General features: G+C 63.0%; 15 protein-coding genes and 1 pseudogene. 4 read left to right on the top strand and 12 right to left on the bottom strand.

Features of this window, described 5'->3' with window-relative positions; translation table 11 throughout:
- Positions 1 to 12: 12 nt before the first annotated feature.
- On the bottom strand, positions 13 to 1,239 hold the full coding sequence (locus DIE16_RS16100; RefSeq protein ID WP_124892736.1) for an efflux RND transporter periplasmic adaptor subunit: 1,227 nt from the start codon (positions 1,237 to 1,239) through the stop codon (positions 13 to 15).
- Positions 1,240 to 1,318: 79 nt separating this feature from the next.
- Here DIE16_RS16100 and soxR point away from each other — a divergent pair, with 79 nt between their 5' ends.
- The gene (gene soxR / locus DIE16_RS16095) at positions 1,319 to 1,795 is read left to right on the top strand and encodes a redox-sensitive transcriptional activator SoxR (protein ID WP_044846696.1); all 477 of its coding nucleotides are present in this window, start codon (positions 1,319 to 1,321) and stop codon (positions 1,793 to 1,795) included.
- A gap of 211 nt (positions 1,796 to 2,006) precedes the next feature.
- On the opposite strand, the gene DIE16_RS16090 is transcribed toward soxR, so the two are convergent.
- A complete protein-coding gene (locus tag DIE16_RS16090; protein WP_124892734.1) occupies positions 2,007 to 2,660 on the bottom strand; it encodes a TetR/AcrR family transcriptional regulator in 654 nt (217 codons plus the stop codon).
- Positions 2,661 to 2,806: 146 nt separating this feature from the next.
- Between DIE16_RS16090 and DIE16_RS16085 the strand changes: the two genes are divergently transcribed.
- Entirely contained in the window at positions 2,807 to 4,099 is a 1,293-nt protein-coding gene (locus tag DIE16_RS16085; protein ID WP_124892733.1) for an NAD(P)/FAD-dependent oxidoreductase, read from the top strand.
- Positions 4,100 to 4,143: 44 nt separating this feature from the next.
- Entirely contained in the window at positions 4,144 to 4,533 is a 390-nt protein-coding gene (locus DIE16_RS16080; RefSeq protein ID WP_044846693.1) for a DUF3331 domain-containing protein, read from the top strand.
- On the opposite strand, the gene DIE16_RS16075 is transcribed toward DIE16_RS16080, so the two are convergent.
- Entirely contained in the window at positions 4,530 to 5,858 is a 1,329-nt protein-coding gene (locus tag DIE16_RS16075) for a dicarboxylate/amino acid:cation symporter (protein WP_044846692.1), read from the bottom strand. The genes DIE16_RS16080 and DIE16_RS16075 overlap by 4 nt on opposite strands.
- 223 nt (positions 5,859 to 6,081) lie before the next feature.
- Complete coding sequence (ggt, locus tag DIE16_RS16070; RefSeq protein ID WP_124892731.1) at positions 6,082 to 7,833, bottom strand: gamma-glutamyltransferase; 1,752 nt, start codon at positions 7,831 to 7,833, stop codon at positions 6,082 to 6,084.
- Between the two features lie 368 nt (positions 7,834 to 8,201).
- Between ggt and DIE16_RS16065 the strand changes: the two genes are divergently transcribed.
- Positions 8,202 to 9,080 carry a MurR/RpiR family transcriptional regulator gene (locus DIE16_RS16065; RefSeq protein ID WP_124892729.1) on the top strand — a complete coding sequence of 293 codons (879 nt, stop codon included), beginning with the start codon at positions 8,202 to 8,204 and terminating at the stop codon, positions 9,078 to 9,080.
- A 51-nt stretch (positions 9,081 to 9,131) separates the two neighbouring features.
- Here the strand turns inward: DIE16_RS16065 and icmH are convergent, their stop codons facing one another.
- The 8 genes and pseudogenes from icmH to DIE16_RS36895 form a co-directional block, all read right to left on the bottom strand.
- The gene (gene icmH / locus DIE16_RS16060) at positions 9,132 to 10,349 is read right to left on the bottom strand and encodes a type IVB secretion system protein IcmH/DotU (RefSeq protein WP_124892727.1); all 1,218 of its coding nucleotides are present in this window, start codon (positions 10,347 to 10,349) and stop codon (positions 9,132 to 9,134) included.
- A gap of 20 nt (positions 10,350 to 10,369) precedes the next feature.
- Entirely contained in the window at positions 10,370 to 14,467 is a 4,098-nt protein-coding gene (tssM, locus tag DIE16_RS16055; RefSeq protein WP_124892725.1) for a type VI secretion system membrane subunit TssM, read from the bottom strand.
- Positions 14,468 to 14,492: 25 nt separating this feature from the next.
- On the bottom strand, positions 14,493 to 15,815 hold the full coding sequence (gene tssL / locus DIE16_RS16050) for a type VI secretion system protein TssL, long form (RefSeq protein ID WP_185735475.1): 1,323 nt from the start codon (positions 15,813 to 15,815) through the stop codon (positions 14,493 to 14,495).
- A gap of 3 nt (positions 15,816 to 15,818) precedes the next feature.
- Positions 15,819 to 16,100, bottom strand: coding sequence for a PAAR domain-containing protein (locus tag DIE16_RS16045; RefSeq protein WP_124892723.1), 282 nt, complete (start codon positions 16,098 to 16,100; stop codon positions 15,819 to 15,821).
- Positions 16,101 to 16,137: 37 nt separating this feature from the next.
- Complete coding sequence (locus DIE16_RS16040; protein WP_124892721.1) at positions 16,138 to 16,998, bottom strand: DUF4123 domain-containing protein; 861 nt, start codon at positions 16,996 to 16,998, stop codon at positions 16,138 to 16,140.
- A 66-nt stretch (positions 16,999 to 17,064) separates the two neighbouring features.
- On the bottom strand, positions 17,065 to 19,341 hold the full coding sequence (locus DIE16_RS16035) for a DUF2235 domain-containing protein (RefSeq protein WP_260434399.1): 2,277 nt from the start codon (positions 19,339 to 19,341) through the stop codon (positions 17,065 to 17,067).
- The gene (locus DIE16_RS16030; protein ID WP_124892720.1) at positions 19,305 to 19,895 is read right to left on the bottom strand and encodes a DUF3304 domain-containing protein; all 591 of its coding nucleotides are present in this window, start codon (positions 19,893 to 19,895) and stop codon (positions 19,305 to 19,307) included. The genes DIE16_RS16035 and DIE16_RS16030 overlap by 37 nt, the downstream gene beginning before the upstream one ends.
- Before the next feature lie 160 nt (positions 19,896 to 20,055).
- Positions 20,056 to 20,304, bottom strand: a pseudogene (locus DIE16_RS36895) (hypothetical protein); the annotation flags it as partial.

The following is a 20,304-nucleotide window of genomic DNA, read 5'->3' as shown; positions in this document are numbered from 1 at the left end:
GCGGGCCTCCCGTTACCGCGCGGCCGGCGCGCCGGCGTCGGCCACGGCCACCGCTGCGGCCTGCGTGCCGCTGCCCGGGCCGGTGGCGGTGTCCGCATCCGCGCGTGCAGGCAGCACCTTCGGCTTCACCTGCGCACCCGGATAGTAGATCCGCTGCACGCCGTCGACGACCACGCGATCGCCCGGCTCCAGCCCCTTCTCGACGATCCGCTCGCCGTCCAGCGCACGGCCGATCGTGACGTCGCGACGCAGCGCCTTGTCGCCGGCGCCGATCACGTACACGTACTTGCGGTCCTGGTCGGTGAGCACCGCCTTGTCGTCGACGAGCAGCGCATCCTGGTCGCGACCGCTGACGAGCTGGACGCGCGCATAGAGGCCCGGCGTGAACGTGTGGTCCGCATTCGGCAGCCGCACGCGTGCACGGATCGTGCCGGTTTGCGGATCGAGCCGGTTGTCGAGGAAATCGACGGTGCCCGCATGCGGGAAACCCGTCTCGTTCGCGAGCCCCACGCGCACCGGATCGGCGCCGATCGCGCGATGCTTCGGGTCGGCGCGCCGCGCGTTGTAGCGCAGGTAGCTCTGCTCGTCGCAGTCGAAATACACGTAGACGGGGTCTTGCGACACGACGGTCGTGAGCAGCGTGTCGTCGGCGCGCGCGAGGTTGCCGGCGGTCGCGATCGCCCGGCCGACGCGCCCCGCGATCGGCGCACGCACCTCGGTGAAACCGAGATTGAGCTTCGCGTCGGCGACGGCCGCGTCGGCCGCCCGCAGGTCGGCGCGCGCCTGCTCGGCGGTCGCGCGCGCGTTGTCGAGTTCCTCCTGGGAAGTTGCATGCGCATCGATCAGTGTCCGCACGCGCTTGAGCTGCACATCGGCGAGGCTCGCGGCCGCGCGCGCCCGCTGCTGCTGTGCGTTCGCGCGGTCGAGCGCGATCCGGTACGGACGCGGATCGATCTCGAACAGCACCGCGCCCTGTGCGACGAGGTCGCCCTCCTTGTACGCGATGCGCTGCAGATAGCCGCTCACGCGCGGCCGCAGCTCGACCGCGTCGACTGCTTCGACGCGTCCGTTGAATTCGTCCGCGAGGCGGATCGTGCGCGGCGCGACGGTCGTCACGCCGACTTCGGGAAGCGGCTGGGCCGCCGTTTCGCCTTTGCCGTCGTGACAGCCCGACAACGCCAGCAGCAGTGCGCAGGCCGCGCCCAAAGGCGAGGTCCTGCGTAGGGATAAGGAGAGCATGATGCCTCGCGACGGGTTAAACTGCCGCGTAGCATAAAAGTTGAAGTTAACTTCAAGTCAAGCTTTCCCGGAGGGCGTCATGGGTATCGACGAAATCCCGCAATGGCCGCTGATGTCGATCCGCGAAGTGGCCGCGCGCAGCGGCGTGCCGGCATCGACGCTGCGGTTCTACGAGACGCGCGGGCTCATCAAGTCGCACCGCAACGGCTCGAGCCATCGCCACTATTCGCGCGCGGTGCTGCGGCTGATCGCGTTCATCGTGTTCGCGCAGAAGATCGGCTATTCGCTCGACGAGATCGCCGAACAGCTCGTGAGCCTGCCGGAAGACACCGCGCCGACCAACAAGGACTGGCAGCGGCTGTCGCGCGGCTGGAAACAGCGCGTCGCGAACCGGATCGAGGAACTGCAGCGGCTCTACATCAATCTCGACGAATGCATCGGTTGCGGCTGCCTGTCGCTGAAGCGCTGCAAGCTGACCAATCCCGAGGACCGCGCGGGCCGCAACGGGCCGGGCGCACGGCGCTGGCTCGGTGATACGCCGCCCGATCTCGACTGACGCATGCGCGGCGGCCGGCGCGATGCACGATGCCGCGCCGGCGTCCCGCGTCACCCGACCCGCCCGCCCCGCCGCTCACCGCGATCGCCGTGCCCGTGAGGGCGCCAGTCTGCCCAGACGTTGCCGGTTGGCAGCAATGGCAGTCCGGGCCCTGCCCGGCGTAAGGTCAATCGCGCCGGCGCGCCAGCCGGCTTCGCGTCGCGCGCGGCGCTCAGACGCTCAGGATGCCGAGCGCGACGTCGAGCACGGCCTGCCGGAACGCCTCCTGCCGCGTGGGCAGCGACGTGAACTCCAGCATCATGTGGCTGTACGACACCGTCGTGCCGACCGCGCTCGCGATCATGAAGAACAGCACGTTCGGATCGACCGGGCGGATCTCGCCGGCCTCGACCGCGTCGGCCAGCAGCGGAAACATCGCGTCGTGATACGGGCGCACGATCCGCTGCTGCAGGCAGTCGAGCCGCCCGCCCTCCTCGGTCGCTGCCGTCGAGAAGAACATGCCGATGTCCGGCTCCGCGAACTCGTGATCGACGCACAGCTCGATCGCGCGCCGCACGCGCTCGCGATGCGGCAATGACGACGTGCGCAGCGCGCGCAACGCGTCGAACAGCGGCTCGGCCAGGTCGACGATCTGCTCGACGACAGCCAGCCACAGCGTCTCCTTCGCGCCGAAATGATGGGCGATCAGCGCCGCGTCGATGCCCAGCTCGCGCGCGACCTCGCGCACGCTCGTCGCGTCGTAGCCGCGCTTCGCGAACGTGCGGCGCGCGGCCCGCAATATCACGTCCGGTCCGACGGACGCCTCCGCCAGCGGCCGCCCGCGCGTACGCCGCTTCGACGGCGCGCGCTCAGTGACTTCAGCCACGTTTACCTGCTCCCGTTGAATGAATCGAATGCCCGTGTCCGGGCCCCGGTTCGCGTCCGCGGAACCGGGTTGCCTGCCCGCTCCGTTGACACGCGAAGCCGGGAAGCGCTAGGATCATACCTTATTCATCACGTGATGATTTATTCATGACAACGCCTACTCGCATCGTGATCGTCGGCGGCGGCATCGCCGGATTGCAGCTCGCAACCCGCCTCGGCGAACGTCTCGGCCGCACCGGGCGCGCCCAGGTCACCGTGGTCGACCGCAGCCCGACCCATGTCTGGAAGCCGATGCTGCACACGATCGCGGCCGGTACGCGCGACGTGCAGCAACAGCAGGTGATCTTTCTCGCCCATGCGCGCGATCACGGCTACACGTACCAGCCCGGCGAATTGACGGGGCTCGATTGCGCGCGCCGTCGCGTGCAGCTCGGCGAGATTCGCTCGCAGGACGGCGAACGCGTGGTCGACGCGCGCGAACTCGAATACGACGTGCTGATCCTCGCGCTCGGCAGCCAGGCCAACGATTTCGGCGTGCCGGGCGTGCGCGAGCACTGCTACTTCATCGACAGCCAGCGGCAGGCCGAAACCTTCAACGAAGCGCTGCGGATGCGCGTGTTCCGCAGTATCGCGCGCGACGAGCCGTTTCGCGTCGCGATCGTCGGCGCGGGCGCGACGGGCGTGGAGCTGGCGGCGGAGCTGAGCCGGCTGCTGGAAGTGGCGCAGGCGTATGGCGACGCGACGGTGCGCGAGCGGCTGCGGCTCACGCTGCTCGAAAGCGGCCCGCGCATCCTCGCCGCATTTCCGCCGCGGATTTCCGCGTCGGCGCAGCGGCGGCTCGAGCAGATCGGCTTTCACGTGCTGACGTCCACGCGCGTGACGGCGGCCGATGCGAACGGCTTCCACTACGGCGACGGTTCGTTCGCCGGAGCGGATCTGATGGTGTGGGCGGCGGGTGTGAAGGCGCCCGATTTCATGCAGGCACTGGGCGGGCTCGACACGAACCGCGCGAACCAGATCCTGGTCGGGCCCACGCTGCAGGCCACGGCCGACGAGCACGTGTTCGCGATCGGCGATTGCGCGAGCCTGCAGCCCGACGGCCAGGAACGGCCGCTGCCGCCCACCGCGCAGGTGGCGACCCAGCAGGCCGAACATCTCGCGAAACACCTGCCCGCCTGGCTCGAGGGCAAGCCGCTGCCGCCGTTCGCGTTCCACGATTTCGGCGCGCTCGTGTCGATCAGCGACTACGACGCGTTCGGCACGCTCGGCCAATTCGGGTTCTTCCGCGGCGGCTTCATCCAGGGGCGTTTCGCGCAATTCAGCCACCTGATGCTGTACCGGCGCCACCAGCAGGCGCTGCACGGATTCTCCAAGGCGACGCTGCTGTGGCTCGCCGAACGGATCAACGGCTGCGTGCAACCGCGCATCCGCCTGTCGTGACGCCGCGTTTCGCGGCGTCGCCCAACGTTTCGAGGAAAGCAAAGATGAGCAACAGTGCAGTTGCCTGGCTCAGGACCGTCGCCGCGATCGGCAGCTTCGACATGCCGTCCGTTTCATGGGCCGCCCCGCGACGGCGCAGCATCACGCGCGATCGCCTGCCGTCGTGGGATGCGACGAGCCAGCCGTCGATCAGCGTGCTCGAGCGGCCCACGGCCGACACCGTGATGATTTCGTGGTGCGACGCGTGCACCGGCCACTACGGCTACCAGAAGTGGCGGTTGTTCACGACGCGCAAGCGCGGCGTCTGCGCGCTGTCGGGGCGGCCGATCGCGCGCGGCGACAGCGTCTACGCGCCGCAACTGCTCGGCTCGGCGCCGGGCAACGCCGCCGCGATGGTGCTGGCGGCGTGCATCGACGAGGCGTGTGCCGCTTAAACGGACGTCGCCTGACCGGCACCATAGGCCGGATCGCGGTTCTGCCGTTCCAGTTCCGCGTCGAGATGCGCGGCATGCGCTTGTGCTTCGGACTCCGACATCAGCTCGCCCTCCCACTTCGCGACCACCGCGCTGGCGATCGAATTGCCGACCGCATTGGTGGCCGAGCGCCCCATGTCGAGGAACGTGTCGACGCCGAGAATCAGCAGCAGCCCCGCTTCCGGGATGTCGAACTGGTGCAGTGTCGCCGCGATCACGACGAGCGATGCGCGCGGCACGCCGGCCATCCCCTTCGACGTCAGCATCAGGACCAGCAGCATCGTGACCTGCGTGCCGAGCGACAGGTGGATGTTGTACGCCTGCGCGATGAACAGCGACGCGAACGTGCAGTACATCATCGAGCCGTCGAGGTTGAACGAATAGCCCATCGGCATCACGAAGCTCGAGATCTTGCGCTTCACGCCGAAGCGGTCGAGCGCGTCGAGGATCTTCGGATACGCGGCTTCGGAGCTCGCGGTCGCGAACGACAGCATGAACGCTTCCTTGATCAGCACCAGCAGCTTGAATACGCGCGGCCCGAGGAACAGCAGGCCGGCGATCACGAGCGTGCTCCACAGCAGGAACAGGCTCACGTAGAAGTCACCCATGAACACCGCGAACTTCAACAACACCGACAGCCCGTTGACCGCGACGGTCGCGGCCATCGCCGCCAGCACCGCGAGCGGCGCGAGCTTCATCACGTAACCGGTGATCTTCAGCATCACGTGCGCCAGCTGGTCGATCGCGGCGACGAGGATCTTGCCGCGCTCGCCGAGCGCCGACAGCGCGACGCCGAAGAACATCGAGAACACGACGATCTGCAGGATCTCGTTGTTCGCCATCGCCTCGGCGATCGACTTCGGCACCATGTGGCTGACGAAATCCTTCAGCGTGAACTTGGAGGTCGCGAGATGCGCGGATGCGCCGATATCCGGCAGTGGCAGGCCGAGGTTCTCGCCCGGGCGCAGCAGGTTCGCCATCAACAGCCCGAGCAGCAGCGAGATCAGCGACGCGGTGACGAACCAGCCGAACGCCTTCACGAACACGCGTCCCACCGACGAAGCGTCGCCCATGTGCGCGATGCCGACGACGAGCGTCGAGAACACCAGCGGGCCGATCACCATCTTGATCAACCGCAGGAACACGTCGGACACGAGGGAGATGTAGCCGGCGATCTCGGTCGCGGACTGCTTGTCCGGAAACTGCGTATAGATCATGTAGCCGATGAAGATGCCGGCCGCCATCGCGAGCAGGATCCAGACTGCCGCAGACATTCGTTTGTTCATAACGGAACTCGATGCACGGAGCAGGAATGAAAAAAAATGCGCGCGTCAGTGCCGTGCCACGGCGCGCATTGCGGGTCGGTCGGGCCCGGCATTCCGGGCACCCGCCCCGCCCGATACTGCGGACGTCCGCGAACGGACGCGCTGTCGCTGCCCCGGCGCTCGCGCGATGGCGAACGCCGGGGCAACCGTTCAGCCTGGTGCAATCAGATCAAATCAGCTCAGGTCAGTAGCCGATCGCCGAACCGGCCGGGCGGCGCGGATCGTTGACGCCGTAGATGTAGCCGACGCGCACGTTGCCCGACACCGACGAATCGTTGCCGGAACTCTGATGGCTCACCGCCTCGGTGCCGGGCAGGCCGACCATGATCAGCTCGGCGGCGCCCCACGGCGTCTGCTCGACCATCTTGTAGCCCATGTTGCGCAGGATCGCGAGCGTGTCGGGCGACAGGCCACGGGTCTCGTAATAGACCTGGTCCGGCAGCCATTGATGATGGATGCGCGGCGCACCGACCGCATCCTGCGGCGTCATCCCGTAGTCGATCACGTTCAGCACGGTCTGCAGCGTGATCGTGATGATGCGCGAGCCGCCCGGCGAGCCGACCACCATGAACACCTTGCCGTCCTTCTTCACGATCGTCGGCGCCATCGACGACAGCGGACGCTTGCCCGGCGCGATCGAGTTGCGCGTGCCCTGCACGAGGCCGAACAGGTTCTGCGCGCCGACCTTGACCGTGAAGTCGTCCATCTCGTCGTTCAGGAAGAAGCCCGTTCCCGGCGCGATCACCACGGCGCCGAAGCGGCCGTTGACGGTGTACGTGGTCGACACCGCGTTGCCGTCGCGGTCGATGATCGAGTAGTGGGTCGTCTCCGGCTTCTCGTGCACGCCGATACCCGGCTGCACGTCGACCGATGCCGTCGCCAAGTCACCGCTGATCTGCTTGCGGATCTCGGCCGCATATTGCTTGCTCGTCAGCTTGGCGACCGGATTGTCGATGAAGTTCGGGTCGCCCAGCAGCGTGTTGCGATCCTCGTACGCGTGGCGCATCGCCTCGGTCATGTAGTGGACCACCGACGCCGACTGGTAGCCGAACTTGCGCAGGTCATACCCTTCGAGCACGTTCAGCGTCTCGCACATGGTCACGCCGCCCGAGCTCGGCGGCGGCGCCGACACGAACTCGTAGCCGCGATACGTGCAGGTCAGCGGCGCCATGTCCTGCGCGCGATACGACGCGAAATCGGCCGCCGTGATCACCCCGCCGCCGCGCTTCGCCGCGGCTTCGACGACCTTCGGAATCTCGCCGTGATAGAACGCGTCGGGGCCCTGCTCCGCGATGCGCTCGAGCGTGCGTGCCAGGTCCTTCTGCACCAGGCGGTCGCCCGGCTGCAGCGGCGTGCCGTCCGGGCGCAGGAAGATGCGCGCGGCTTCCGGGTCCTTCCTGAAGCGCTCGATCGTCGTGTCGAGGATGTCCGTATCGCCGCGCGTCAGCACGAAGCCGTCGCGCGCGAGCCGGATCGCCGGCTCCATCACCTGCCTGCGCGTCAGCTTGCCGTACTTGCGCTGCGCGAGGTCGAGACCCGCGACCGTGCCCGGCACGCCGACCGCGCGATAGCCGTACAGGCTGTCGTCCGGAATGACGTTGCCGTTCGCATCGAGATACATGTTCGCCGACGCCGCGGCCGGCGCGGTCTCGCGGAAGTTGATGAAGCGGTCGCGGCCGTCGGCCAGGTGCAGGGTCATGAAGCCGCCGCCGCCGATGTTGCCGCAGCACGGATTGGTCACCGCTTGCGCGTAGCCGACCGCCACGGCGGCGTCCACCGCGTTGCCGCCTTCCTTGAGGATGTCGACGCCGATCTGCGACGCGAAGTGCTGCGACGACACGACCATGCCGTTCTTCGCTTCCACCGCGGGTTCCGAAGCGGCGAGCGCGCCTGCGCTGATGGCCGACAACAGGGTGAGTACGACGAGCCGCCTCATGACGAAATCCTCCAGACGAATGACCGGGCCATACCGGGATGCGCAACCGACTCGGAAGGCCGGACGACGCTGCTGATCCGGCATGTAATAAACCATACATTCCGGCGAGGCCGCGATCATAGCATCGGCATTTTCATGTCAAAACCTAGGGTAATTACTGAATTCTCGATGAATTTATGGAAAGGTTCCGAACGATAATGTTTAATACATTACATAATCAGCCGATTGACGGCCCGAATGATGCGCCCCTCTAATCTGTGGCCTCACACGGTCCGCGGCGCGGCGATCGGCTAACATGCACGGCGTCGCCGGCAGACGCATGCCTGCCGTTTGTCATTCATTCAGATAAAAACAAGCCGGAGTGCCCGATGGGGACAAGCATCAGGGCGTTGCTGCTATCCCAGATGGATAGCTTCACGCCGTCGGAACAGAAGGTCGCGCACGCGCTGCTGGAGCGCTATCCGAGCCTCGGGCTCGGGCCAATCGCGAGCTTCGCGAAGCAAGCCGAAGTCAGCGACCCGACCGTGTTCCGCTTCGTCGTGCGAATCGGCTTCCCGAACTACTCGTCGTTCCAGCAGGCGCTGCACGACGAGATCGATACCGCGATGAATTCGCCGCTCGCGCGGATGGATGCGTTCCACTCGGAATCGGGGATGCGCGACAGCCATGCGGCGATCTTCCAGCGGCTCTCGCAATCGCTTGCCACCACGATCGAGGGACTCGACGCGGCGGCGTTCGACGAAGCGGTGACGCTGCTGGCCGATCCGGAAATCCGCGTGTTCTGCGGCGGCGGGCGTTATACCGCGCCGCTCGCGTCGCTGTTTTCGTTCACGCTCGCGTATGCGCGCCCGCATGTGCAGTACGTCGAGCCGAACCTGAATCTCGCGTCGGTGTCGCTGACCGACATGGGGCCCGGCGACGTGCTGGTCATTTTCGATTTTCGCCGCTATCAGAAGGACAGCATCCGGTTCGCGCAGGCCGCGCACCAGCTCGGCGTGCGCGTGCTGCTGATCACCGACGAATGGCGCTCGCCGATCAGCGCGTTCGCCGAGATCGTGCTGCGGATCCAGGGGCGCCCGTTCGCGATGCTGCAGACCAACGTGCCGGCGCTGGCGCTCGCCGAAGCGCTGGTGATCGGCGTGACGAACCGGCTTCCCGAACTGGCGCGGCAGAGGATGGAGAAGATCGAGGGGCTTAGTACGGGCGGGATCGAGCAGGATGCGAATCAGTGGGATTTGCCGGAATGAGGGGCATATGGTATTCGTCGGGGAAAACCGCCGGAGCGACGTTTTCCCGCCTTATTCCGAAACGATCACTTCGACGCGTCGATTCCTGGCCCTTCCCGACTCGGTACTGTTGTCCGCCAATGCATCGGCATCTCCGCGTCCTTCCACGTTGATGCTCGGCACCGGTACGCCAGCCGCGGCTAGAATCCGGGCAACATGTCGCGCGCGCGCTTCGGAAAGCGCCTGGTTGGAGACCTGACGTGCCGAATTGGCCGGCGCGCTGTCCGCATATCCCACGACGCGGACAACCGCGCCTTCGATCATCACCGCGATTTCCCGTCCGGCCGAGGCCACGACGGAAGCCCCCCAAGGCGCCACCACCACACCGCCCGGCACAAACATGCCGCCAAAGCGAAGCGTCAAGGTATTGCGCGCCGGATCCCGGATCAGTTCGACATTGCCTGCTGCGATTTCGTCACGGAGCCGCTGTTCCAGATTGCGAGCCAGCGAGTCAAACGGCGACACGCGTTGCACCTCTCTCGATCCGGCCCAATGGCCCACCACGGCATATCCCGCAGCGCCCAACAGCAACGCAGCGGCCATACCGACAACAGCCCGAATGCGCGACGACCGGCGCATAGCCAAGGGACGCACCCATGGATCGACCGTCCGTCGCATTTGCCTGACCGGCTCCGTTACGTGGGTCATGCCCAACCCACCCGTCACAACCACGTCGTGCACGCGCTCACGAATGACCTTCAAGCGCTTCTGGCCGTCACGCTCGAATCGGTAACGCCCGCGAAATCCAAGATCGAGTATGTTCTGGTACAACTCGATCAGATCGAGGTTCTCGCGCGGGCTGTGTAACGACTCATCGATCAGTTGGAATATACGGTCACCGCCCTGACGATCGTGACCCATCGCAGTAGCCAGTCCGTTGACTTGCCATTCGACACCGGTTGTCTCTCCTTTTCCCCAACGCGTTTGCATCGCAGACTCATCGAGCGCCGAGCACAGGCAATAGCTTGCGCTTCTGACATGCTCCGGTCGGAGGTCGAGTTCACCGCAAATCCGCGTAAACAGCCGGATTTCATGCTCCAGCCACCGCCGCCGCCGCGCAACCGAATCGGCATCGAGAATTTCGGGCCTATCGGCCAACGCGCCCAGCAGGGTGCGCGCTGCCTCGAGCAGCGGGTTGACCGACTGCTCCACCATCTTGAGCCTGGTAGCGACAGATGGCGACGCCAGGACCCCGCCATGGTTTCGCGAATCGGCTGTTAAGAGACTCATCTTGATCGCCCCTCTTCGATTCAACGGGAAACGCTTCCGGCGCTTATCGGCAACATGCCCCGAGGCAATCCCGGCGGGGGGCCGCTATCCGGCAATTTGAACATCGCCATCGAGGTCGGGCACCGGAATGTCTTCAACACGTCGCTCGTCAACGGATTCGCGACAACGCCAACGCTCGCGATGTCGAGTACCGCCTCACGACTGTCAAAACTGAACGCGACTCTTGTGCGGCCCGGCGTGGCCGCGCCGACCACCTGGCCTTTCTGAAGCAGTCGCATCAATGCCCACGGACCGTCAGTCGAGATCGTGGACGTGTCCGGCCGGATGCGCGGACTGGCCGTGATCTCTGCGTGGACGCCGCCCCGCGGCCCTGGCCACGTAACCGTGAAGGGTGCGACCGGACCATGCTGGTAAAGCGTGGTCTGTCCGTCTATGTCGAGCGAGAGGCTCATGACCGTCGGCGCAAGCTCCGGAATTCGGATGGCGGCCTTCCACGTCATCTGCTTGTGGCCTGGATCGTTGAAGAAGATGTCGCGAATCGCCTTCGCATGCTCGAATGGTTCGAGGTTCGGCCCCTGCACGGGTTCCGTCGCACCCGGCAGCGTTCGATAGCGCCATGGCTTTGCGGACGTATCGACAAACGGTGCCAGCGTCTTCACGAAGAAATCGTCGATCACACCGCCCTGTGCGAACACGCGCGTGAAGTCCTCAATACCGACGTCGCGCTTGCTGTCGGGCGAAAACGGGTAGTTTCCCTCGATCGTCAGTCGACAGGCGTCGCCGACCACCGCCTGCATCTGGCGCGATAGCAGTTGACCGATCCCCTGATTGACCTCGCGCGACCCATCGGCGGCAAGCTTGAGCAAGATTGCGCGGAACGGCGCAGGCATCGTATCCGCGGCCATCTTGAGTTTTGCCGCCGTGTCGCTCGCCGGCGGCATGCTGTTGTTCGACAGCGCGTTATCAGCGACGGTAAGCGCCGTGTAATAGTCGTTCAGCAGGCTGGCGACGCCGTCCAGTGCCGTCTTGTCCGCCTGGGTGCCGGCCGATTGCGCATCAAGCTGTGCATCCGCGTTTCCCGTTACGACCTCGCGCAACGCCGCGAAACGATTGTCGACGAGTTCCCGCTCGACACGCTCCGATGCTCGAATTCCAAGCACCTTGTCGGCTTTCTGGTTCAGTTGATCGGCGGCCTTTTGCAGCAGTGAACCGTTCGACGCAAGCGATTGCTGCGTAAGCGTCGTCTCGCGTACCGCAGCGCGGGCAAGACGTGCGAGCGGCGAATCGGGCGCCGCAAAGCTGCGCAGCACCTTCAGATCGAACGCGAGACTCGTGCCGCTCACGGTCCGGATATCGTTTAGAAACGCCTCCCACTGCTGCGCGTACTCCATCAGGTATTCGCGGCGAACGGCGTCGGTCAACGCATCGTCCGCGCCGGCAGTATTACTTACAATCTCAGCCGTTTTTTTTTGAGCCTCGCCCAAGTACGAGCGCCCCATCACCCATGCGTCGTCGTCGCGCGCGATCTGCACGAACTCAGGCAGCCGCTTGTCGAACAGATTCCGATAACCGTCGAACGTGAACAGACCCGACACACCGCGCGACAACGGTGCGTCGCTCGCACGCGTGAACACCGTGCCGGCCTGCGGGCCGACCGCGCGCAGCAACGTGAACTCGTCCGGTGCTTCCTTGAGCATGGCCACCTTCGCGCGCTGGTAAAGGCGGTCGGTGGCATTGCTGCCGTCAAGAAAGGCACGTGTCTGCTGTACCAGAGTGTCGTTGCGGATCAGCGGAGACTGCACGACACGTTCGCCGGAGAAGAGCTGCTGCACGTGGTCGATCATCGACGCCCTTCCACCAAAAGCAGCGGCGCTGTCGGTCTTCGCCCAGTCGTCGAGCACCCATGCCTTGACGTCTCCTGCATTGAACTTCGCCTTGTCGTACAGCATCAGGTACACGCGAAGCGCATCGTAGGCCGCCTTCGGATCCTTGTTGGCAATTGCACCGGACATAATCTCTTCCAGGCGATGCACGATCTGCGGCAACAGCAGATTGTCTTCGAGCGCATCATAAGTGTGACGACTTTCAGCGGCAATGTCCGTCGGCGTGTAGAGACCGTAGCGCCACGCGCTGTCCGGATCGGACAGGTCGAGCCCCGGGAAAGCAGGCAGATTGCGCGCCTCCGTCAGCGTGTCGGGCACGGCTTGCAATTTGGGCGTCTTGTACAACGTCGTGACGCGGGCGGTTAGCGCCTGCACCTTGCTGCCAATCGTGTCGAGATAGTCGCTGTTGTTGCCGAAGCTCACGCGCAAACCAATCGCCAGCCATACGAACAACATCAGCGCCAATGCATGACCGATCAGGCGCAAGAGCCGGTAGCGATATTCCCAACGCAGGTTGGGACTCACGAGATGCGCCTCCGCGAACACGACACGGGTCAGGAGATCGTGCAGGAAGAACCCCTGATTGCCCTCGGCACGCGCCGGTGCGACAGGGACGTGGTCCTGAGTCGACAGAAGACGTTGAACAACCGTATGGCGCTCCGCCACGATCTCGCTGCCCCGTTGCCGGGCACTCGTGAAGTACACGCCGCGCAACGTCGAATGGAGTTGGGTGTCGTCGTAGCGAGAATCAAGGAATACCCGGTCGATCAGGTCGAGCAGCGGCCCGAGCAGCGCGGAAAACTCCTCTGGCACTGCGGCAAGCTTTCGCCGCTTGTGCAAATCGTACTCATCCTGCAGATGCGTATCGATCGAACCCTTCAGCCGCTCCGCCAGTTGGGTGAGCTCGTGGTGACAACGCGCACGCAGCCCTTCCTTCGCAACCGTTTCCTTGCCGTATGGAAGCGTGAAACCCCATGCCTGCGCTCGCCCCTCCGACGTGAGTGCCCCGAAGTACTCGGCAAAGCCCGCGAGGCGGTCCATCTTCGTGACCATCAGGTACACGGGGAAGCGGATGCCCAGTTCCTGTCTCAACTCGGCCAGCCGTGCGCGCAATGCGGTAGCCTCGGCGACGCGTGCCTGTTCATCCGCGCTTGCCAGCGTCGCAAGGTCGATCGTCAGCAAAGCGCCGTTGATCGGCGCGCGTGGCCGGTTCCGGCGCAATATGCCGAGAAACCCGAGCCATTCCGCGCGATCGATCTCCTGTGGACGGTCGCGCGCGTCGGGACGATTCGGAACGACATCGACGCTCAATTTCGAGGCGGCGACCGCTTCAGACTTCCCGGGGGCGTCCTGTTGCGTGTCACCGGCAGAACGTTCCGTGCTCGTCGACACGTTGGCGGCATCCTTGCCGGATGCATCGGCGGCCGGCTTGTTCGGTTCAGCGACGAGTGCGTCGGCACCCCCGACCATCGATGTGCAATGACGCGTGTAGTAGCCGGTCGTGTCGATCAGCACCGCATCGTTCGTCAGCCACCAGTCCACCGCGGCAGCATCGGCAGCAGGTTTCCCGGCAGCGCGCTGCATCTGCTCGGCAACTGGAAACGCCAGCCCACCGTTCATCAGCATGCTGGTCTTGCCGGACCCTTGCGAACCAAGTGTGATGTACCAGGGCAACTCGTACAAATAGCGCTTGCCCTGGAACAGCTTGCCGAGACCGCGCGCACCGGTACGCATCGATTTCAGGCGCGCGAGCGCGCTCGTCACACCCCCTTCGACTTTCCGAAGACGGGAAGCTGCGAGCGGATCCTCCTTCTTGCGATCCAGACGCAGCATCTTTTTCATGAACGCATCGTCTTCACGCATTTTCTGCCAAAGGCGAAACATTCCGACGAGGACGAAAACGGCCGCCACCAGTGCGATCGCGGTAAGCCGGGCCGACGCCGATTCAAGCGGCGCCATGTGCCCCAGCGAAAGCAGCGGCCCCGCGTACCAGATCAGCAAGCAAAGCAACGCGGCACATACGATGCTGATCGACCACCCCACGAGCCAGAGCAGCACGCCGACGAGCAGCAACGCGATCATCAGCACGCGCACGCCGGCCCCGGCGAGCGGCTTGAGCCCGCCGAATGCGAAGAACGGACCGACGAACCAGATCACCAGTGAGACGACAACCAGTGCGAGGAACGCGAGGAACTGGCGCGAGGCCAAAAACGACAGGAACTGGAACTTCTTCATGTGTTATTCCGGAAACGGATCTCGCTTATCGTGCGACGTCGATCTCGACGCGGCGGTTTTGCGCGCGGCCCTGCGCGGTGCGGTTGTCGCCGACCGGATCCGCATCGCCCTTGCCGACGGCTTCGAGGCGGTTAGTCTGTACCCCGGCGGCTTGCAGCATCTGCATGACCTGGGTGGCCCGCTCTTCCGACAGCACCTGATTCGACGCGAAATGGCGACTGCGAATCGGCACGTTGTCCGTATAGCCGAGAACCGTGACCTTGCCCGGCACCTTGGCGATCTCGGCCGCGATCTTCGCAATCAGCGGATTCATCGATGCCCGAACCGAAGCGCCACCGGGCCGGAACATCGCGTCGCCGCGGAACGTGACGGCGCTGCGGCGAGCGTCTTCTTCGACACTGACGGTGCCGGTAGCGATTTCATCCTTGAGCAACTGCTTGAGGTGCAGTTGCGGCGGCGGTGCAGGCGGCGGCGTCATGCGGGCGATGTCGGCAATCCGCTTCTGGACGTCCGCGCTGCGACTGAACAGTTCGTACTTGAACCATCCGAACAGTCCGAGCAGGACCACCGATAGAACAGTTGCGGTAATCCACACCGGGAAATCGTAGAACGACGGACGCTTGCCCTTTGCGTTGGATTGCCAGTGGGGAGACAGCGTCAGTGGCACGGGTTCGCGTTGCGACGTGATGACGTTGTAGAGCCGCTGGCGAATCGCGTCGTGCTTGCGCGCGCCATCGGCCGCACCGCGGTAGCGCCCTTCGAAGCCGAGACTGAGAATCCGGTAAATCACTTCGAGCAGGTCTCGGTGCTCGTGAGGGTCTTCGAGCAAGCGACCGATCAGCAGGTAGACCTTGTCGCCTCCATCGAGGTCGCCGTGGAAGGTGGTTGCCAGCCCCTCTTTGATCCATGCAATCCCCGACGAACCGGCCTTGCCCCATGCGGTTTGCGTTACCGTTTCGTCCAGCGCCGTGCACAGGCAATATCGGGCGCCAATCATGTGGTCGCGTCGGATATTGGCTTGCTCGCATAGCCGCTCGAATACCCGAACCTCCTGCTCGAGAAGCGCGCGTAACGACGCGATCGCGTTCTTCGATGCAAATTTCTCCGGCATGTCGGCCTGTGCGCGCAGCAGGACGCGGGATGCTTCGAGCAATGGATTTTTCGCCCGGCTCACTGCCGCCAGTCGTTCGACAAACGGCTCTGGCGGTGGCCCCTCCCGCAACGACGCCGGACGCGCAGCAGAATTTTTGACCGCCTCTTTCACAGTTGTGGACGATGCCGATTCAGGGGTATTGCCCGGTTCCTCATCCAACACGGTGGACTCCACGGGTCCGCTCACTCTTGCCATACCTTAGTCTCCAATGCTTGCCGTACCGCTACCGATCAGCGTGCAACCGCATTCGGACCGGTGGCCGTGCAGCGCGACTCGCCTGCCATTGATCGTGAAAGTCGGATGGGCTTCGACGATCTTGTTGATGCCGTGCGGGCGTCCGTCGGGATACGTCATTGGGCAATCGACCAAATCGAAAAGACGCGCGATTCCCTTGTCCCCGATCTGATGTGTTTCAGAGCCGGTCACGACGCGTCCGCCGTGTGATGTAGCGTCACCGACGACGATAATTTGTAGTGCCATACTGTTCGCTCTCTCGCGAGAAAATATTGCCAACGGATCAGGCGCGTGCACGACCATTGCGGACCAGTTCACGCCACACGTGGGATGGCACGCCGTCCATCGCCGAATGAAACGTCTTATCAAGCCGCTTCCGCTTGCCCAGCGCTTCTGCAATTTCCGGGTTCCGGTCGAACTCCATTCCGTACAGGTACGTTTTCCGGCAGAAGCCGAGTTTGTCGGACGGTTCAGTCAACCCCCAATGCAGCGCTCGTTCATAGCGCGGCATGAAGTCGGCGAGTCGATCGAGATAGGTAAGCGCGCCATCGACCAAACCAGCGTCGATCATCACCGCGAGCAATTCGTCCGGCTCCGTATGCGCGGTCAACGAATCGATATCCCCCTGTTCGAGTTCGATCAGGATGGATCGGCAGATTTTTGCGCCATGCAGCGTATCGTTCTCGACATGCTGCCAGTCCGCATGCCGGCCGCGATACATCCATCGATCGATCGGCCCCATGAAAATGTCGCGAATAGATTCACCCCATACGTCGAACACCGCACCGGTGTTACGGGGATCGAAGAACCTCACCATGGCTGCCACACCGTCTCCAATGTCCGCAAACAGGAAGGCGCGAAGATGAGCCGCCAATTGATCGATCGGAACTCGCCCCCAGGCAAGCGACAGGCAAGGCGAATGCCGATCGATGCGATCGAGCTCGGTCACCCAGGCCGCGTCCGGGTCCTGCACGGGCATGAGAAAGAGCGACGCCAAACCCGACTCTGCCTCGGGCAGCCCCTCATAGACGTTCATGCACTCCACGCCGGCTTGCTCGCGCACTGCTTGCAGTGGTTCAGGCGCTGCCGCGCCATCTATCAGCGCGAACAGACGAACGTGTCTCTCGTTGATATGGGATTGCATGTATCTTGCCGATATTGCTGTTTCGAATAGATTTGCTTCGGTCACGCATGCGACGCGGAAACCACGTCAAGCAATCGCTGTCTCTACCCGATCGAACATGTGGAGTGCGACCGCAAGCGGATCCTGGCCGAGCCAGGACAGGCGCTTCTTGCCGACGAACACCACGCGCGGCCATCCGTATCCGCCAGGCGAGTATTCGTGGAAATACGGCACGCGGAACCAGCACCGGCTGTCGTGAACGTAGTCGTCGAACAGTTTGACTGCCCCTTCGGGTAACGAATTGAACGCCTGCTCAGACGTATGTTTCTTCAGAAACGACTCCACTTCCGCGACCGGCTTAGGCAGCACGTCGTCGGCAACGTTGTACGTTTGCATCAACGAAGTACGCGCTGCATGAAACTTGATCACGCCGACGTCTACCAACGACATTCGCGGCGCATCAACGTCCGACGAAGCCGCGCCGGACGAATCGCCGAGGGGGCGTGCGTGCCGCACCGAGAGAATCGGCTTCGGCTGGGTATTCACGTCGTGGCTCAGCGGTATAACCGTCGCGTCGGATACATCGACCGACAGATGTGCACGCTGTTCAGAGTGCAGGTGCGCCACCAACAAACGCATTTCCTCCGCGCCCTGAAGCAAATCCGTCTTGTCGTTGACCGTGATATCGCCTTCCCCTTCTCCTGGGCGGCCAGACTGCGGGCGCTTGTCCGCGGCGACGTCGGCGTAGGCGATCTCCGCGTATATCTCCTCCATCCGGGTCTGAATCTCGAGATCGACGTCATCGACTTCTTTCTGTGCAGCATCTACCGCAGGAATATGCTCCGGGTAAGGTTGGCTCGTTTTCGCACGAGACAACTCTATCAATGCCTTATTGCGCTTGGCGTTCAACTCCCGAAGGCGCGAATCGTCCGACTTGGCCTTCTCGACTGCCTGCATCATCTTGCGTGGCGTCAGTCGATCCTCCCGTGCACGCTTATAGAAACCCTGGTTCGTAACATAGGAGCCCATTGCGAACTGCGCGCGCAACGCACGCCAGCTCAACATCTGTGACATGCCGAAAGACATGGCCTCCTCCACGCTGCTGATCGGGGGGGGGGTTGTCTTCAGCCAGGCGTTGAACGCTGCGATGGTGTCGGCGTGGAGTTTGAAATCCTCCGACAGGTCCGCTCTTTTGAGCAACACGTCGGCTTTCATCATCGGCACGCCATACCGAAGCGCTGCGATATACATGTCATGCAGAGCAATCTGGCTGAGCTTTCGTTCATCCATGCCATTTCCGCGCTCATCGCAACCCTTGCCCTGCTCTCCCGGCCCGTATCCACCTCCCACGTCGGAATGCACGCCTGGATATGCGATCTCTCGACGCACTTCACCGCCGGTGTAACTATCGCCCTGACGAATCGAGTCAAGCGGAAAACTCATGCGCTGCTCGTGGATCGAGAACGCGTGGACGCAACTGCGAACCGAGTCGGGAATCGCCAGGCCACCGTTGTTGGCGAAATGCGAATGCCCATCGAGGACATCCAGATTCAGCGCCGTGCGAAACGAGTCCGGCAAGCCTACGGATGCGACCGTGTCAAACAGTCCCACGAAGTTGACCTGATAGGACAGCGCTCGACCTCCCTTCGGCTTCCCAAGCGTGCCGTGCGGCGCCCATTCGTTGACGAGCTTGTTCACGAATGCCCGGGCCGAAGCCGAGCCACGGGAAAAACCGATCGCGTTGATCCAGATCTTCTTGATCGTGTTTTCCGTTTTGGCGTTGGCATGCGCATCCCGCAGTATGTCCAGTCGATCATCGAAGTACAGGTCGAACGTCGCTTTATCGCAGAAAGAACCGATGTTGCTCAGCAGTTTTGCGTCACTGTCCGGAATCAGCGTCCAAACTGGATTTCTGATGATTGCGTCGCAAACTGCATTAAGAACGCGCGTGTACGCCCAGACACATCGCTGGTTGAACCCCTTCGCAAGTGCCTTTCCGTCTTGCGAATACGTCTTCTCGCCGATCTTCTCAAAGGGGGTGCCCACACCCGGAATGTAATATTTGTATACACCACCTTTCGGTTTATACAACGCTGCGTTATAGAGTCGCGCAACGTTGGTATGATGATCTGTAATTGAATCCCTCCACCTCGCATTTTCCTCATCGTCGTTATTATTCGTACCATCAAAAAACAATGAGATATGCAAGGTCTGCTGACACGACATTAATGGATCCACCGCGCTACAGTATCCCGTTGCCCAGGCATCATCTACCTCCCGGCTCTTCAAACGTCCACCCTCTGGCATTGGTTCCGGCCATTGCACATTCATTTCTTCGGTCCCCTTCGATACAAACGATTCCATTCGTCATCGAGCGCGCCCTGTACCACGTAAGGATCGCTAGCCGCAGGCGGTCCTGCATTGGGTGCAAGATCACGCGCATTCGGGTTGCCGACTACGAGCTTCACTCGGTCGCCGGGCAAGAAAATCGCCCACACACCTGCAGTCTGATCGGTGATATATGGTTCAATTCGAACATTTTCGGCTTTGTACCAATAGCCCAGCGTTTTACCATCCATCTTCTTGTCGACCACCCATCGCACCGTCACTCGCAAATCCCCCTGCCATTCTCTCGGGTAGCGCGTACAGCATTTTCCTCCGGTCTGCCCTGGGCTACCGTCCTCATCCATCGGCGGCATGTTCCCGCCTCCGCCGCCGACTCTTGTTCCCCTCGGCCCAGAAATCGAGAATGTATGGATGTACCACGGCGTGTAATTCATCGAATGGGAATCACCGCTGTTGAGTTCAACTCTCTTCGGTATCTCGACCGTGGATGACTCATCGGCTCGCAAGCCAGTACATCCCGCGAAAAGCACTAGCAACACCAGAACCAGCCCATTCAGTCGATTCTTTTTCATTCGCCACCTGTATCAGTAGTGTTCGCACAATCAAAGAACAGCGAGATATACAGCGTCTTCTGGTACGACATTCATTGATCAGTCACGCTGCAATATCTTGTTGCCCATGCGTCGTTTGAGTACCCGCCCACCGACATCAGCTCCGGACATTTCATATTCATTACTGCAGCCCCCGCTTCACACCCTTCGGATACTCATAGTTCCATTCTTCATCGGGAACGCCCTGCTCTACGTCAGGATCGTCGTCAGCTGGACGCACGGCCACCGAATTTTGACCATTGGCATTGCCATCAGCCACCATGAGTTTGACCCGATCGCCTAGCAAAAAAATTGGTTCATCGAGGATTACCGGGGAACGCGGCGCGGATCTTGAGGAAGAAGTATTCGTCGTCGCGGTACCCGTAAGCCC

The organism is Burkholderia sp. Bp9090, from assembly GCF_003857985.1.
In the GTDB taxonomy this organism is placed as follows: domain Bacteria; phylum Pseudomonadota; class Gammaproteobacteria; order Burkholderiales; family Burkholderiaceae; genus Burkholderia.
The sequence above is the reverse complement of the archived record's forward strand: the minus strand, read 5'-3'. Positions and strand labels throughout refer to the sequence as shown.